The sequence below is a fragment of the Caulobacter vibrioides genome (assembly GCF_002310375.3).
GTDB lineage: Bacteria > Pseudomonadota > Alphaproteobacteria > Caulobacterales > Caulobacteraceae > Caulobacter > Caulobacter vibrioides_D.
Genome location: NZ_CP023315.3, coordinates 634,533 through 648,378 on the forward strand (window position 1 = coordinate 634,533; position 13,846 = coordinate 648,378).

16 protein-coding genes are annotated in these 13,846 nt (G+C 68.9%); 9 read left to right on the forward strand and 7 right to left on the reverse strand.

The annotated features are described in order from the left end of the window. Positions 1-81: 81 nt before the first annotated feature. The 3 genes from CA606_RS03075 to gloB all read right to left on the reverse strand — a co-directional run bounded on the left by CA606_RS03075 (position 82) and on the right by gloB (position 1,953). A complete protein-coding gene (locus CA606_RS03075) occupies positions 82-522 on the reverse strand; it encodes a hypothetical protein (protein WP_096052440.1) in 441 nt (146 codons plus the stop codon). Between the two features lie 214 nt (positions 523-736). Beyond that, positions 737-1,207, reverse strand: coding sequence for a cupin domain-containing protein (locus CA606_RS03080; protein ID WP_096052439.1), 471 nt, complete (start codon positions 1,205-1,207; stop codon positions 737-739). Further along, positions 1,204-1,953: a hydroxyacylglutathione hydrolase gene (gene gloB / locus CA606_RS03085; protein ID WP_096052438.1), complete on the reverse strand. Its 750-nt coding sequence runs from the start codon at positions 1,951-1,953 to the stop codon at positions 1,204-1,206. The genes CA606_RS03080 and gloB overlap by 4 nt, the downstream gene beginning before the upstream one ends. A gap of 65 nt (positions 1,954-2,018) precedes the next feature. Here gloB and CA606_RS03090 point away from each other — a divergent pair, with 65 nt between their 5' ends. From CA606_RS03090 to CA606_RS03100, 3 genes are all read left to right on the forward strand, one after another. Next, entirely contained in the window at positions 2,019-2,825 is an 807-nt protein-coding gene (locus tag CA606_RS03090) for a class I SAM-dependent methyltransferase (RefSeq protein WP_096052437.1), read from the forward strand. A gap of 72 nt (positions 2,826-2,897) precedes the next feature. After that, on the forward strand, positions 2,898-3,242 hold the full coding sequence (locus CA606_RS03095) for a P-II family nitrogen regulator (RefSeq protein ID WP_010918409.1): 345 nt from the start codon (positions 2,898-2,900) through the stop codon (positions 3,240-3,242). A gap of 84 nt (positions 3,243-3,326) precedes the next feature. After that, entirely contained in the window at positions 3,327-4,844 is a 1,518-nt protein-coding gene (locus CA606_RS03100) for a phospholipase D-like domain-containing protein (protein WP_096052436.1), read from the forward strand. On the opposite strand, the gene CA606_RS03105 is transcribed toward CA606_RS03100, so the two are convergent. From CA606_RS03105 to metX, 3 genes are all read right to left on the reverse strand, one after another. Next, entirely contained in the window at positions 4,801-5,580 is a 780-nt protein-coding gene (locus CA606_RS03105; RefSeq protein WP_096052435.1) for an endonuclease/exonuclease/phosphatase family protein, read from the reverse strand. The two genes, CA606_RS03100 and CA606_RS03105, sit on opposite strands and share 44 nt — an antisense overlap. Then, positions 5,577-6,254 (reverse strand): methionine biosynthesis protein MetW, encoded by a 678-nt coding sequence (gene metW / locus CA606_RS03110; protein WP_096052434.1) that lies wholly within the window; start codon positions 6,252-6,254, stop codon positions 5,577-5,579. Before metW ends, CA606_RS03105 begins: the two co-directional genes overlap by 4 nt. Before the next feature lie 148 nt (positions 6,255-6,402). Continuing rightward, positions 6,403-7,551 carry a homoserine O-acetyltransferase MetX gene (gene metX / locus CA606_RS03115; protein WP_096052433.1) on the reverse strand — a complete coding sequence of 383 codons (1,149 nt, stop codon included), beginning with the start codon at positions 7,549-7,551 and terminating at the stop codon, positions 6,403-6,405. 77 nt (positions 7,552-7,628) lie between these two features. Between metX and CA606_RS03120 the strand changes: the two genes are divergently transcribed. Genes CA606_RS03120 through CA606_RS03145 form a run of 6 tightly spaced genes read left to right on the forward strand, consistent with a single transcriptional unit; the run spans position 7,629 to position 12,016 of the window. Beyond that, entirely contained in the window at positions 7,629-8,141 is a 513-nt protein-coding gene (locus CA606_RS03120) for a SixA phosphatase family protein (RefSeq protein ID WP_096052432.1), read from the forward strand. After that, a complete protein-coding gene (locus CA606_RS03125) occupies positions 8,138-8,482 on the forward strand; it encodes a DUF952 domain-containing protein (protein ID WP_096052431.1) in 345 nt (114 codons plus the stop codon). The genes CA606_RS03120 and CA606_RS03125 overlap by 4 nt, the downstream gene beginning before the upstream one ends. Continuing rightward, positions 8,479-9,537: a quinone-dependent dihydroorotate dehydrogenase gene (locus CA606_RS03130; protein ID WP_096052430.1), complete on the forward strand. Its 1,059-nt coding sequence runs from the start codon at positions 8,479-8,481 to the stop codon at positions 9,535-9,537. The genes CA606_RS03125 and CA606_RS03130 overlap by 4 nt, the downstream gene beginning before the upstream one ends. Continuing rightward, positions 9,534-10,271: a TVP38/TMEM64 family protein gene (locus CA606_RS03135; protein ID WP_096052429.1), complete on the forward strand. Its 738-nt coding sequence runs from the start codon at positions 9,534-9,536 to the stop codon at positions 10,269-10,271. Before CA606_RS03130 ends, CA606_RS03135 begins: the two co-directional genes overlap by 4 nt. 9 nt (positions 10,272-10,280) lie before the next feature. Then, positions 10,281-11,774, forward strand: coding sequence for a sensor histidine kinase (locus tag CA606_RS03140; protein WP_096052428.1), 1,494 nt, complete (start codon positions 10,281-10,283; stop codon positions 11,772-11,774). An 11-nt stretch (positions 11,775-11,785) separates the two neighbouring features. Beyond that, positions 11,786-12,016 carry a hypothetical protein gene (locus CA606_RS03145; protein ID WP_096052427.1) on the forward strand — a complete coding sequence of 77 codons (231 nt, stop codon included), beginning with the start codon at positions 11,786-11,788 and terminating at the stop codon, positions 12,014-12,016. A gap of 7 nt (positions 12,017-12,023) precedes the next feature. On the opposite strand, the gene ggt is transcribed toward CA606_RS03145, so the two are convergent. Continuing rightward, complete coding sequence (ggt, locus tag CA606_RS03150; protein WP_096052426.1) at positions 12,024-13,763, reverse strand: gamma-glutamyltransferase; 1,740 nt, start codon at positions 13,761-13,763, stop codon at positions 12,024-12,026. Positions 13,764-13,846 lie beyond the last annotated feature (83 nt).

The window sequence follows — 13,846 nt, forward strand, 5'->3', positions numbered from 1 at the left end:
GTGGCGCCAGCGTTCGAGCGCCGCGCTCTCCAACCGGAGAGCGCGGCATGTGGGGTGTCAGACAGTCGCCAGGGTAACGCCCTAGGTCGCCTCGATACCGATGGACTTCAGGTCCTTGAGGAACCGCGTCAGGCTCTGGTGCGATCGGCGCAAGCCATGCAGCACCTCGGGCTTGGCCAGGGCGGCGTGCGGGACAATGAACCCTTCGCGGCCCACGCGTTGAGCCATGCCCTTTTCAAGCATTTCCACAAAGCGGCGACGAACCGTCTCGTAGGGTAGACCCAGGGAGTCGGCGACCTGACGAACGGTCAGGGGGCGGCGCTCATGATCGGGCGGCACCTCATCGATATCGGCGTAGTGACCGCCGCGGATATGCGAGCAGTTTCCGGCCCATAACGTGGTGAAGACAAGCGCGTAGAGCAGGTCCGAACCGTGGACCTCGTTGGCGATTTCGACCCAGCGCAAAATGTAATCGGTCGCGTAGCGCGATGCGGCGCGAGCGTTGGCGTACTCTTCAGACATAGGCGACTTAGTTCCCCCCGGAGTCGGCGCGTCCACTGTGATTTGAAATGGATTGCACGGCTCAAGTTACGACGCCATGCGACCAAGTTGCCCACAATGGGTACCCGCTTTGAGCGCCTGCGACATGCTGACGCAGGCCCCCTCAAGGCTGGCGGGGAGCGTGCCCTCGCGCGCTGATTTGGAACAAGAAACGGCCTGTCTCGCCGCCGCCAATTCAGCTCATCGAGGGCGTCCAGTCGGCCGGCGCCATCTCGAAACCTTCGAACCGGAAACCAGGCGCGACCGTGCAGCCGACGAGGGTCCAGGCCCCCAGGCTGACCGCGGTTTGCCACCACAGCGTGGGCACGACCACCTGGGGGCGGCATCCGGCGCGCAGGTCGGGACCCAAAACGTGGGCGGTCGCCCCCTTGCCGTCTGGCGGCGACAGCGTCAGCGAGATCGGCGCGCCGGCGTAGTAGTGCCAGGTCTCCACCGCATCCACCCGATGCCAGGCCGACATCTGTTCGGCCTCGAGCAGGTAGTAGATGCAGGTCGAGGCGGCGCGGCCGTCGGCGCCGGGCGCATCCTGAAAGGTCTGCCGATACCAGCCGCCCTCGGGATGCGGCTGCAGGTCCAGCATGCGCACGATCTCCTGCGCGCCCAGATCGCCCGAGAGGCCAAGGCCTGACTTCGTCATGTCGCTCATCCCTTGAACCCGTCCTTGGCCGCTCGGATCTCTGCGAAGGCCTGAGCGGGCGTCGCCGCCTCCGGCCTCAGCAGCGGCGCGCGCAGGAACGGATTGGTCGCCTTCTCGGCGCCGATCGTGGTGGGGACGGTCGGCTCACCGCGCTCGCGGGCGGCGAACACGGCGTCGGCTCGCGACACAACGGCTGTGGCCCCGTCCACCGACAGGGCGAAGCGGGCGTTCGAGGCGGTGTATTCGTGGGCGCAATAGACCGTGGTCGCGTCCGGCAGGGCGGTCAGCCGCTGAAGCGACGCCCACATCTGCTCGGCCGTGCCCTCGAACAGGCGTCCGCACCCCAGGGCGAACAGGGTGTCGCCGACGAAGGCGATGGCGTTTTCGGCGTCGTGATAGCTGATATGGCCCAGCGTGTGGCCGCCGGTGTCGATCACGTCAAAGCGGGTCTCGCCCAGCATCACGACGTCGCCGTCAACCAGCGCCCGGTCCAGAGGCGCGATGCGTGTCACTTCGGTCGGCCCGACGATTACGGCGCCTGTCGCTGTCTTCAGCGCTTCGTTGCCGCCGGCATGGTCCGGATGCCAGTGCGTGTTGAGGATCATGTCGAGCGACCAGCCCAGCTTGCCCAGCTCGGCGAGGATGGCGTCCGCGTCGGGCGTGTCGATGGTCGCGACCTTTCCGGTCGCCTCGTCCCGAACAAGGAGGCCGTAGTTGTCTGACAGACAGGGGAACTGGTGAACGATCAAGGCCATGGGGGTGCTCTGGTGCGGTGACGCGGGCGAGCCTACAACGAAGGCCTCGTGGTTCGGGAGACTCAATGCGTCGCGACGTGCTCGATCTCAGGGCCTTCTACGCTTCGCCGCTGGGCCGTGCGGCGCGGACGATGCTGACGCGCAAGGTCGAGGAGGCCTGGGGCGACACCCGTGACCTCGACGTGCTGGGCGTGGGCTATGCGACGCCGTTCCTGGACGCCGCCCGCGCCAAGGCGCGTCGCGTGGTGGCCGCCATGCCGGCCCAGCAGGGGGTCGAGGTCTGGCCGCACGGCGGGCGCAATCAGGCGTGCCTGGTGGAGGACGCCGCCCTTCCGCTGCCCAACGCTCTGTTTGACCGCGTGTTGGCGGTTCACGCCCTTGAAGAGGCCGACGATCCGGTCGCCCTGCTGGCCGAGATCGGGCGCGTCATGGCCCCGACCGGCCGTCTCATCGTCGCCGTCTCGTCCCGCGACGGGGTGTGGGCGGGCGCCGAGGGCACCCCGTTCGGGCATGGCCGGCCCTATAGCCGCAGCCAGCTGGAAAGCCTGATCCGCGAGGTCGGGCTCGAGCCGGCGGGGTGGACGCGCGCGCTCTACGTCCCGCCGGTGGCCGCCATGTCCAGTTGGGCCGAGGGATTCGAGCAGGTGGGCGCGACGCTCTGGCCGCGTTTCGCCGGTGTGATCCTGATGGAGGCGATCAAACAGACCTTTGCGGTCAAGCCGCGTGGCCATCGCGCCCGCGCCAGAGTCTTCGCGCCGGGCGTCCTGCTGCCTAGTCCGGCGGGCCCGACGCCCGCGCACCACACCGGCGAGCGCTCCGTTTCGGTCAATAAGGCGCCCGTTCCACAGGCGCCGAGCGGCCTTGATCGCTGAACGCACTTGGAGCTGGGCCTCTGCGCGCCTAGCTTGGATCTGTAGAAACCGTTCGCTCGCGGGAGCCGCGCCATGAAGATGATCGTCGCTGTGATTAAGCCGAGCCGCCTGGACGCGGTGCTCGAAGCGGTCACCGAGGCGGGAGCGTCGGGTCTGACCGTCACCGAGGTTCGCGGCTATGGCCGTCAGAAGGGCAAGACCGAGGTCTATCGCGGCGCCGAGTATGAGGTGAAGCTGCTGCCCAAGGTGAAGCTTGAGATCGCGGTGCCCACCGACGTGCTCGAGCCCGTCATCGAGGCGCTGCAGCGCACCGCCAACACCGGCAAGATCGGCGACGGCAAGGTCTTCGTCATGGATCTGGAACAGGCCCTGCGGATCCGCACCGGCGAGCGAGACGCCGCCGCGATCGCCGGCTGACCCAAACAACAGTTCACAAGACCGCACGCTCAAGCGGAGCCATAACGCCGTGACGCGCGTTCGTGATCGACTCGCGGCTTTAGGGTGGACATGGTCGAGCGCGCTTCCGTCTTTCAACCGGGCTACAACTGTTGGCGGGTCGAGCCCGCCGACCGCGTCGCCCTGCTCATCGACAATGACGAGACGTTCGACGCGCTGAAGCCGCTGCTGCTGGCGGCGCGCAAGTCGATCTGGATCCTGGCCTGGGTGTTCGATCCCCTGACCCGGCTCGACCCTGACCGTGTCCGCAAGAGCCGTGATCCCACCTCGGCCGACCGGATCGGTCTGATCCTGCGCCGCCAGGCCGCGCTCAACCCCGCCCTCGACGTGCGGGTGCTCACCTGGGACATGCCCTTTCCCATCGCCGCCTCTCAGTTGTTCGGCCCGCATCGGGGCGCGGCCTTCTTCGCGGGATCGCGGGTCAAGTACCGGCTGGACGCCACCTTGCCGGCCAGCGCCTGCCATCATCAGAAGGCGGTGATCATCGATGGCGTGACGGCGCTGATCAGCGGCGGCGACATCGGCGTCGACCGGTGGGACGACACCCGGCATCTCGATGAGAACCCGCTCCGGCGCCTGCCGACCGGCCGTCGCTATCCCCCGCGCCACGAGGTCGCCATGCTGGTCGACGGTCGGGCCGGCGAGGCGATGGCGGATCTGTTCATCGATCGCTGGCGGACCTCGGGCGGCGAGCCGATCGCACGTCCGACCCGGCCCGAGGAGACGCCCTGGCCGCAGGGATTGATCCCGGACCTGCGCCGCGCCCCTGTGGCGGTCGCCCGCACGTCCGCCGCCTGGCGGGGGCGGCCCGAGGTCACCGAGTGCATGCTGCTGCATCTCTCGGCCATCCGTCGCGCCGAACGGCTGATCTATCTGGAGAACCAGTACCTGACCTCGCCGATCATCGTCGAAGCTCTGGCCGAGCGTCTGGCCGAGCCCGACGGGCCCGAGGTCGTGACCATCGGGCCGGCGCGCAGCCCCAGCTATTTCGATCAGATGACCATGGACAGCGCCCGAACAGCGGCGATCAACCGTCTGCGCGAGGTCGACGTGCATCGGCGATTCTCGGCGTTCTCGGCGCATACGCCCAAGGGCGGGCAGATCATCGTGCACTCGAAAGTCTCGATCATCGACGACGCGGTGCTGCGGATCGGCTCAGCCAATCTCAACAACCGCTCGATCGGTCTGGACAGCGAGTGTGACCTAGCGCTGGAGGCGCGCGACGATCTTGAGCGCGAGACGATCAGAGGGTTCCTGGGCCGTTTGGTCGGTCACTTCATCGATCGCACGACGCAAGACGTGTTGGAGGCTATGGCGCGCGAGGGCGGTCTGGCGGCGGCGATCAACGCGCTGGACGTGCATGGCGGCCCGCCTCGGCGGCTTCAGCCGGTCCCGGTGCGCAAGCTGACCGGCGCCCAGAAGTTCATCGCCGACTGGAGCCTTGGCGACGCCATCGCGCCGGACGACGCCTGGCGCCCGTGGGGGCGTCGCAAGCGTTTGCGGCAGGACATCGCCCGCCTTACCGCCCCGCCGCCGCCGCTCCCGGATCACCTGCGTCCGTGATCTCCAGATCGATCACCAGCGGCAGGTGATCCGAGGCCAGTCGCGCCCGCGCGTCGTAGGGCGATCTCACCTCGCGCGTCTCCAGGCCCTTGGTCAGGAAGACATGGTCGATCCGCATGAACGGAAAGCTCGACGGGAAGGTGGCTGTGGCCGGGCGCAGCCAGGCGGGGCTCGGCGCCTGAGCGTCGCGCAGCGCGGTCCTCAGCATGCGATAGGTGGCCGAATAGGGCGTGGCGTTGAAGTCGCCCAGAACGACGCCGGGCGCCACCCACGCGTCGTCGCCCATCCAGTCGGGACCCAGCAGCGCTGCGGCCTGACGCTTCTGCTCCTGAGGGAGGAGGCCCAGGTGCGTGTTGATGATCTGGACCTTGGCGTCGCCGACCTCGACCTCGATCCACAGGGCGCCGCGAGGCTCCAGGCCCGGCACCCGGCGGTAGAGCGGCAGCCCCTTGGCCTTGATGCGTCGCTCGGGCAGGGCGGTCAGGATCGCGTCGCCGTACAGTTCTTCCTCCACGGCCATGGCCGGGTGGAAGTGAAAGCTCATCTGAAGAAGTTCCGCCAGGCGGTGAGCCTGATCTACGCCGCGTGTGCGGGCGCGGCCCACGTCCAGTTCCTGCAGGGCCACCACGTCGGGCCGTTCAGCCGCGATGACCTCGGCCACCCGCTCGACATCGAGCTTGCGGTCCGTGCCCACGCAGCGGTGGACGTTGTAGGTCATCAGACGAAGCGTCTTCATCCGTCGAAGAGATCGCCCGAGGCGGGCGGAAGTTCCCCCTGCGAGAACTTTCCCTGCGGGGATGCGCCGTGGCGGCTGAGCATGAAGAGGCAGGTCTCGGTGCGCCAGTTCTCCAGCGCGCTGGTCGGATCCATCGGGCGTGCGGGTCCCGCGCCGGTGAAGGCCGCGCTGGCGTCGACTCGCAGATTGAGGTCCGCCGTCAGGGCCATGAAGTCGGCCAGGGTGCACAGGTGGATGTTCGGGGTCGACCACCAGGGCAGGGGCAGGGCCTTGGTCTCGGGCATCCTGCCACGGCTCAGCAGCGACCAGCGCACGCGCCAGTGGCCGAAATTGGGGAAGGACACGATCGCGCGGTCGGCGATGCGCAGTAGCTCGTCCAGCACGTGGCGCGGATTACGCGTCGCCTGCAGGGTCTGAGACAGCACCGCATAGTCGAACGAGCGGTCCGGGAAGTGGTCGAGGTCCAGATCGGCGTCGCCCTGAACCACCGACAGGCCGCGCGCCATGCAGGCGGCCACGCCCGAGGCGCTCAGCTCCAGGCCCCGAGCGTCCACCTGCTTTTCATGCGCCAGAAGGTCCAGCAGCGCGCCCTCGCCGCACCCGACGTCCAGCACGCGCGAGCCGGGGCGCACCAGGCGCAGGATTTCGCGGAAGTCTTCGCGGATAGAGGTCATTGTTGAGCGCCCCCTCCGTCATGGCGCGTATCCGCACCATGCCACCTCCCCCGTTGCCCGGGGGAGGTGGATCTATGCGATGTCCTCCCCCGTGAAACGGGGGAGGTGGCCCAAAGGGCCGGAGGGGGCGCTGATGGCGTCAGGACCTTCAAACCAGCCCCCGATCACGTTCGGCCGAGGCCAGGAAGCCCTCTAGCGCGGCGTCCATCACCGGCTCGTCCAGCAGGAAGGCGTCATGGCCCTTGTCGCTCTCGATCTCGGCGAAGGCCGCGCGGGCGCCGGCGGCGGTCAGGGCGCGGACCAGGTGGCGGTTCTCGGCGGTCGGATAGAGCCAGTCGCTGGAGAAGCTCAGCACGCAGAAGCGCACATGCCGCGCCCGGGTGAACGCCTTGGCCAGCACCCCGCCATGGCTGGCGGCGATGTCGAAATAGTCCATGGCCCGGGTGATGTAGAGATAGCTGTTGGCGTCGAACCGGTCGACGAAGCTGGATCCCTGGTGGCGCAGATAGCTCTCGACCTGGAAGTCGGCGTCGAAGCCCCAGGAGAGGCCGTCGCGCTGCAGTTCGCGGCCGAACTTCCGCTGCAGGGCGGGCTCGGACAGATAGGTGATGTGCGCGGCCATGCGGGCCACGGCCAGGCCCTTCTCGGGCCGCACGCCGTGCTCGGCATAGGCGCCGCCGCGCCAGTCGGGATCGGCCATGATCGCCTGACGGCCCACCTCGTGGAATGCGATGTTCTGGGCCGAGTGGCGCGAGGCCGAGGCCAGCACCACGGCGCTGAACATCCGCTCGGGATAGTCCACGGCCCACTGCTGGACCTGCATCCCGCCCATCGAGCCACCGACCACGGCGAACAGGGTATCGACCCCGAGCGCCGAGACCAGCATGGCCTGGGCCCGGACCATGTCGGCGATGGTGATGACCGGGAACGACAGGCCATAGGTCTTGCCCGTGGCCGGATTGATCGAGGCCGGGCCCGTCGAACCCATGCAGCCGCCGATGACGTTCGAACAGATGATGAAATGCCGCGCGGGATCCAGCGGCTTGCCGGGACCGACCAGGCGGGGCCACCAGCCAGGCTTGCCCGTCACCGGGTGCGGCGAGGCCACATACTGGTCCATGGTCAGGGCGTGACAGATCAGGACGGCGTTGGACTTGTCCGCGTTCAGCTGACCATAGGTCTGGTAGGCGATCTCCAGACCTTCGATGACGCCTCCGGAGTCCAGCCGCAGGGGTTCGTTGGCGGGAAACCGCCAGGTTCCCCCGCCGGCGGGCGTGACCAGATCGAAAGCAGCCATGCCGCCTTGGAGCGCTTGGCGAAGAAGGTGTCAACCGCCGGCTTCCTGACAGGGCGACGGACGGCTATGGAGGGCGCATGGAGCGACTGATCCTCATGCGCCACGGCAAGGCCGAGCGGCACGCCCAGAGCGGCGGCGACTTCGAGCGCGCCTTGGCCGCCAGCGGGCGGGCCGACGCCTCGCTGATGGGCAAGCTGTTGGCGGGTTTGGCCTATGAGCCGGACCTTCTTCTGGTCTCGTCCGCGCGGCGCACCCGCGAGACCGCCGAGCAGGTGGCGGCGCATTTCCCGAAGGCCCGCGTGGAGCACCTTCGCGATCTCTATCACGCCGATCCGGAGGAGATTCTCCAGGCCGTCGAGGACGCGGTCGACGCCGCCGGTACGGTGATGGTGGTCGGACACAATCCGGGCATGCACGAACTGGCCCTGCGGCTTTGCCTGGGCGGCGAAGCCTCGCCGATCCAGACGAACAAGCTCCGCAGCCGTTTCCCGACCTCGACCGTCGTGGTCCTGGCGTGGGACGGGACCCAGAGCCCGCGCCTGGAGCATCTGTTTTACGCCAACGAGAACGGCGGGATGGGCGGCGAATGACCCTGATCTACAAGATCCTGTCCCGCGCCGAGTGGGACGCCGCCAAGGCCGTTGGCCGCTTCGAAGGCTCGGCTGTCGATCTGGCCGACGGGTTCATTCACCTGTCCGCCGGCGATCAGGCGCAAGAGACCGCCGCCAAGTGGTTCAAGGGCCAGACGAACCTCGTCCTGCTGGCGGTCGAGGCCGAACCGCTGGGCGAGGCCCTCAAGTGGGAGGCCTCGCGCGGCGGGGCCCTTTTCCCGCACCTCTATCGCCCGCTGCTCGCGTCGGACGTGGCGCGCGAGGCGGATCTTGAACTGGACGCCGACGGCGTGCCGCAACTGGGCGACCATCTCGCATGAGCTTTCACGACATCGCCGCCCGCGCTCTCCATGCCTTCGATCCCGAGGACGCTCACGGCTGGGCCATTCGCGGGCTGAAATGGGGGCTTGGTCCGCGTGATGCGCAACCCGACGATCCGATCCTGGCGGTCAGGATCGCCGGTCTGGAGCTTGCCAACTGCGTGGGCCTGGCGGCCGGCTTCGACAAGAACGCCGAGGTCCCCGACGCCATGCTGGCCGCCGGCTTCGGCTTCGTGGAGGCGGGCACCGTGACGCCGCTGGCCCAGGCCGGCAATCCGCGTCCCCGGCTTTTCCGGCTGACCGAGGACCAGGCGGTGATCAACCGCATGGGCTTCAACAACGACGGCCTGGAGCCGTTCGCCCAGCGCCTGGCCGCGCGTCAGGGCCGTGGCGGCGTCGTCGGCGCCAATATCGGGGCCAACAAGGACGCGAGCGACCGCATCGAGGACTATGTGGCCGGCCTGACGCGGCTTTGGGGCCTGTCGGACTATTTCACCGCCAATATCTCCTCGCCCAACACCCCGGGCCTGCGCGCCCTGCAGACCAAGGCGGCGCTGGAAGAGCTTCTCGGACGCCTGGCGGAAACCCGCGCGGCGCTGAAGGTCGCGTCCGGCGCGGACTATCCGATCTTCCTGAAGGTCGCCCCCGACCTGGAGGACGGCGAGGTCGAAGCCATCGTCGAAACCGTGGTCGGCGCGGGGCTCGACGCCATCATCGTCAGCAACACCACCATCGCCCGGCCCGAGACGCTGAAGTCGCGCTTCGCCCGTGAAGGCGGCGGCCTGTCGGGCGGGCCACTGCTGGAGGCCTCGACGGCCGTGCTGGCGCGCTTCCATGCGGCGGCCGCCGGTCGGGTCGCGCTGATCGGGGCGGGCGGGGTGGCCGACGGCGCGGGCGCCTACGCCAAGATCCGGGCCGGCGCGCGAGCGGTGCAGCTCTATTCGGCGCTCGTCTATGGCGGGCCGGGCCTGGTCACCCGGATCAAGCGCGACCTCGCCGCCCGTCTTCGCGCCGATGGCTTCGCCGCCGTCGAGGACGCGATCGGCGCCGCATGACGCGTGCGCAGGTCCTGATGCGCTTGCGTCGTTTCGGGCCCCTCGCGGTGGTCGCGATCCTGTGCGTGGGCGCCTTCGCCAGCGGACTTGTCGAGCATCTCTCGCTGGAGGAGCTGCGCCGGCGCGGGACCGAACTCCAGATCTTCGCGCGCGAACACCCGTGGGCGTGCGCGGCGGTCTATCTGGCGATCTACACCGGCTCGGTGGCCATTTCGCTGCCGGGCGCTCTGATCCTGTCCCTGTCGGGCGGGTACCTGTTCGGGCCGATCGGCGGCGGCTTTGCTGCGGTGGCCGGGGCCACGGGCGGCTCCACGATCACCTTTCTCGTGTTTCGCACCGCGTTTGGTGACGCCCTGCGTCACAAGTCCGGCGCCTTCGTCTCCCGCATCGCCGAGGGCTTCAAGGGCGACACCTTCAACTATCTTCTGACCCTTCGCCTGATCCCAGCGTTTCCGCTGCTGGCGGTCAATGTCGCCGCCGGCCTGATGAGCGTCCGTGTGCGCACCTTCTTGCTGGCCTCGGTCCTGGGCATGATCCCCAGCTCCTTCGTCTATGCGGGGATCGGCGCGGGCCTGGGCCATGTGTTCGCCAGGGGCGGCCCCGTAACCGTGGAAAGCCTCTTGTCGCCGCGCATCTATCTGCCGATCATCGGCATGGGCGTGCTGGCGTTTCTGCCGCCGTTGTGGCGCCATTGGCGCAATGGGCGCGACGTCGCGTCGCTGGACGAGAAGTAACCGCCCCGGATGGTCCAACCCGGCTCGCCCTCGGAAGACAAAACCGCCAAGCCCCGGAAGCGCTTTCCGTGGCCCGGCGGTCTGTCGGCGCGCCTGCTGCTGTTCACCGCCGTGGTCGTCAACTTCGGTGGTCTGCTGATCCTGCCCCCCGCCTTGGCGGCCTATGAAGAGCAGTGGCTGCTGGACCGCGTCCGGGCCGGGGAACTGGCCTCGACGATCGCCGAGTCCGACCCCGAGCTGCGGGTCAGCGACGCGGTGGCTAACCAGATGTTCGACCAGGCCGGGGCGGTCACCGTGGCGGTGCAGGTCGACGGCGCCCGCCGCCTCGTCCTGCCGCCCAAGCAGCCGTTCGAGACGCCGTATCTCGTCGATCTTCGCCGGCAGAACCCCGGCTCCTGGCTGGCCGCGCCGTTCTACACCCTGACCAGCCCCAAGGGCGCGATGGTCCGCGTGATGGCCGAGCCGCGCTTCCGCAAGGCCGAGTTCATCGAGGTGGTGCTGCCCGACGCGCCGCTGAAAGCCCGGCTGGTCGCCTATTTCTGGCAGTTGGCGGGCGTGACGATCTTCGTGGCCACCCTGGCCGGTGTGCTGGTCTACGCCTTCCTGAACATCTTCCTGGTGCGGCCGATGCAGCGCATCACCCGCGCCATGGAGGCGTTCCGCAGCGATCCCGACGATCCGGCCGCCCGCATCGCTGTCTCCAATCGTCGCGATGAGATCGGCCGCGCCGAGCTTGAGCTAGACCGCATGCAGGCCGACCTGTTGGCGGCGCTGGCCTCGAAAGCCCGGCTGGCCGCGCTGGGCGAGGCGGTGGCCAAGATCAATCACGATCTGCGCAACATGTTGACCAGCGCCCAGATGGCCTCGGACCGTCTGGCCGCGCTGGGGGATCCCAAGGTCGCCCAGGCCCTGCCGCGCCTGGAGCGGGCCCTCGACCGCGCCATCAACCTGGCCTCCGACGTCATGGCCTATGGCAAGTCCAAGGAGCCCGAGCCGGTCACCCGGGTCATCTCGTTGCGTCCCGCGCTCGACATGGCCGCCGAGGACGCCGGCCTGTCGAGCCAGGGTGTCAGCCTGGAGACCGTCATCGGCCCCCGCGAGCAGGTCCTGGCCGATCCCGACCAGTTGCACCGCATCCTCACCAACCTGCTGCGCAACGCCCGCGAGGCCATCGAGGGCGCGCCTGACCGGGGCGGCAAGGGCAAGGTGTTTGTCGAGCTTCGCCGGACGGAAGGCTCCAGCATCCTGCGCCTGTCCGACGACGGACCCGGCGTGCCCGAGCGCGCCCGCACCAATCTGTTCCAGCCGTTCGTAGGGTCGGTGCGTCGGGGCGGCACGGGTCTTGGCCTGGCCATCGCCCGGGAGCTGGCCCAGGGCCATGGCGGCGATCTGGCGCTGGTGGAAACCGGACCCGGGGGTTCGGTGTTCGATCTGACATTGGCCGGCGCGCCCGAGCCCCTGCCCGAACCTGACGACAAGGCCGCCGACGCCTCAGCAAGCTAGAGGAGCTGACCATGGCCACGACCTGGACCATCGCGGTGAAGATCGGGGCTTCTGCGGACAGCGCGCCGATCTACGAGATCACGGTCGAGGCGCCGGACGCGCCGACGGCCTTGCGCCGAGTGGCCGCCATGGTGACCGTAGAAGAGGCCGTCGCCGCCGACCTTCTGGTCGACGGTCAAGAAGAGGTCTTCTCCCGCGCCGAGGTCGAGGCGGGCCTGGAGGAGCACCAGGCCCAGACCTGAGCGGCGCTTAAAGCCCCTTGGCCACGCCCTCGCGACGCGGGTCGGCGCCGCCTTCCAGCACATTGCCCGGGCGTACGATCACGCCCTGCAGGCCCGAGGTCTCCAGCTGGCCGACCTTGACGGCCACGCCGCGCGCGTTCAGCGCCGCCAGCATCTCAGGACCGAACAGCTCGGCGTCGCCCGAGAAGTTCTCGCCGCGCGCCACCAGGTTCGGCAGCGAGACGGCCTGCTGCATGTTCAGGTTCCAGTAGAACAGCCCGACCATGGCCTTCAGATTATAGGACAGGATCGCATTGCCCCCCGGCGAGCCGACGGCGGCCAGGAACTTGCCCTTCTTGTCCAGCACGATCAGCGGCGACATCGACGAGCGGGGACGCTTGCCCGCCGCGATGGCGTTGGCCGCGGGCGCGCCGTCCTTCTCGACCGGCGAGAACGAGAAGTCGGTCAGCTGGTTGTTCAGGAAAAAGCCGCCCACCATCCGGCCGTTGCCGAAGATGCTCTCCACCGTGGTGGTCATCGAGACGACATTACCCGCCGTATCCGCCACCACGAAGTGGGTGGTGCCGCCCGGTTCCTGGGTCATGTCCACGCCGACCTTGGGCGCGCCCTTGGGGGCGCCGAACGGCGGCGCGGCGCCGGCCTTGTCGGTGATCAGTTTGGCGCGCTGCGCGACATATTTGGGATCCAGCAGGCCCTCGACCGGCACGGTCACGAAGTCGGGGTCGCCGACATAGCGGTCGCGGTCGGCGTACATGACCCGTTCGGCCTGGGCCAGCAGGGTCCAGGCGACGGGATCGGTGGGGCCGCGCTTGCCGATGTCGGTATGTTCCAGCATCTGCAGCGCCTGGATGATCGCCAGGCCGCTGGACTGCGGGTTGGGCACGCAGACGGTGTAGACCTTCCACGGGCGGCAGAGCGGGGCGCCTGAGCGCGGCTTGTAGCTCTTGAGATCCTGCAGCGAGATACTGCCGGGCAGTTCGCCCTCACGCACCCGGTCGACGATCGCCTGGGCGATCGGACCCTCGTACATCGCCGAAGGGCCCTCGGCGGCGATGCGGCGCACCGTCTCGGCGTAGGCCGGATTCTTCAGCACGTCGCCGGCCTTGTAGCGGGTTCCGTCCGGCTTGGTGAAATACTTGACCGCGTCCGGCTGCGAGGCCTGGGGCGCGCGACCGGCGATCATGCCGGCCAGGCGCGGACTGACCACGAAGCCGTCGGCGGCCAGGGTCTCGGCGTCCTTGAAAAGTGTATTCCAGGCGAGCTTGCCATGATCCTTCTGCGCCTGGGCCAGCATGGCCACCGCGCCGGGGACGCCCGACGAGCGGCCCGACAACAGCACCTTCACGAAGGGCAGGGGCTTGCCGTCCGGCCCCATGAACATGTCGGGCGTGGCGCCGCTGGGCGCGGTCTCGCGGCCGTCATAGGCGGTCACCTTGCCGGCCTTGGCGTCGTACAGCATCAGGAACGCGCCGCCGCCCAGGCCAGAGCTCTGCGGCTCGACCAGGCTCAGCACCGCCTGGATCGCCACCGCGGCGTCGACCGCCGACCCACCGTCGCGCAGCACGCGCAGGCCCGCCTCGACAGCCAGCGGGTTGGCGGCGGCCACCATGCCCTTGGCCGGCGTCGAGGTCGCGGCCGGGCGTGGCGTCGGCATCGCCAGCGGAATCGACTCGGCGAGCGCCGCCACCGGGGCCAGGGAAAGCTGCAACGCGACGGACAGGGCGAGCAGGGAAGCCAAACGACGCATACGGACCCTCATGACGGACGCTATGGACGACCTGCCCGCCGCCCCGGATGTCTCCATGGACACCAATCGCGCGATGCTGTCAC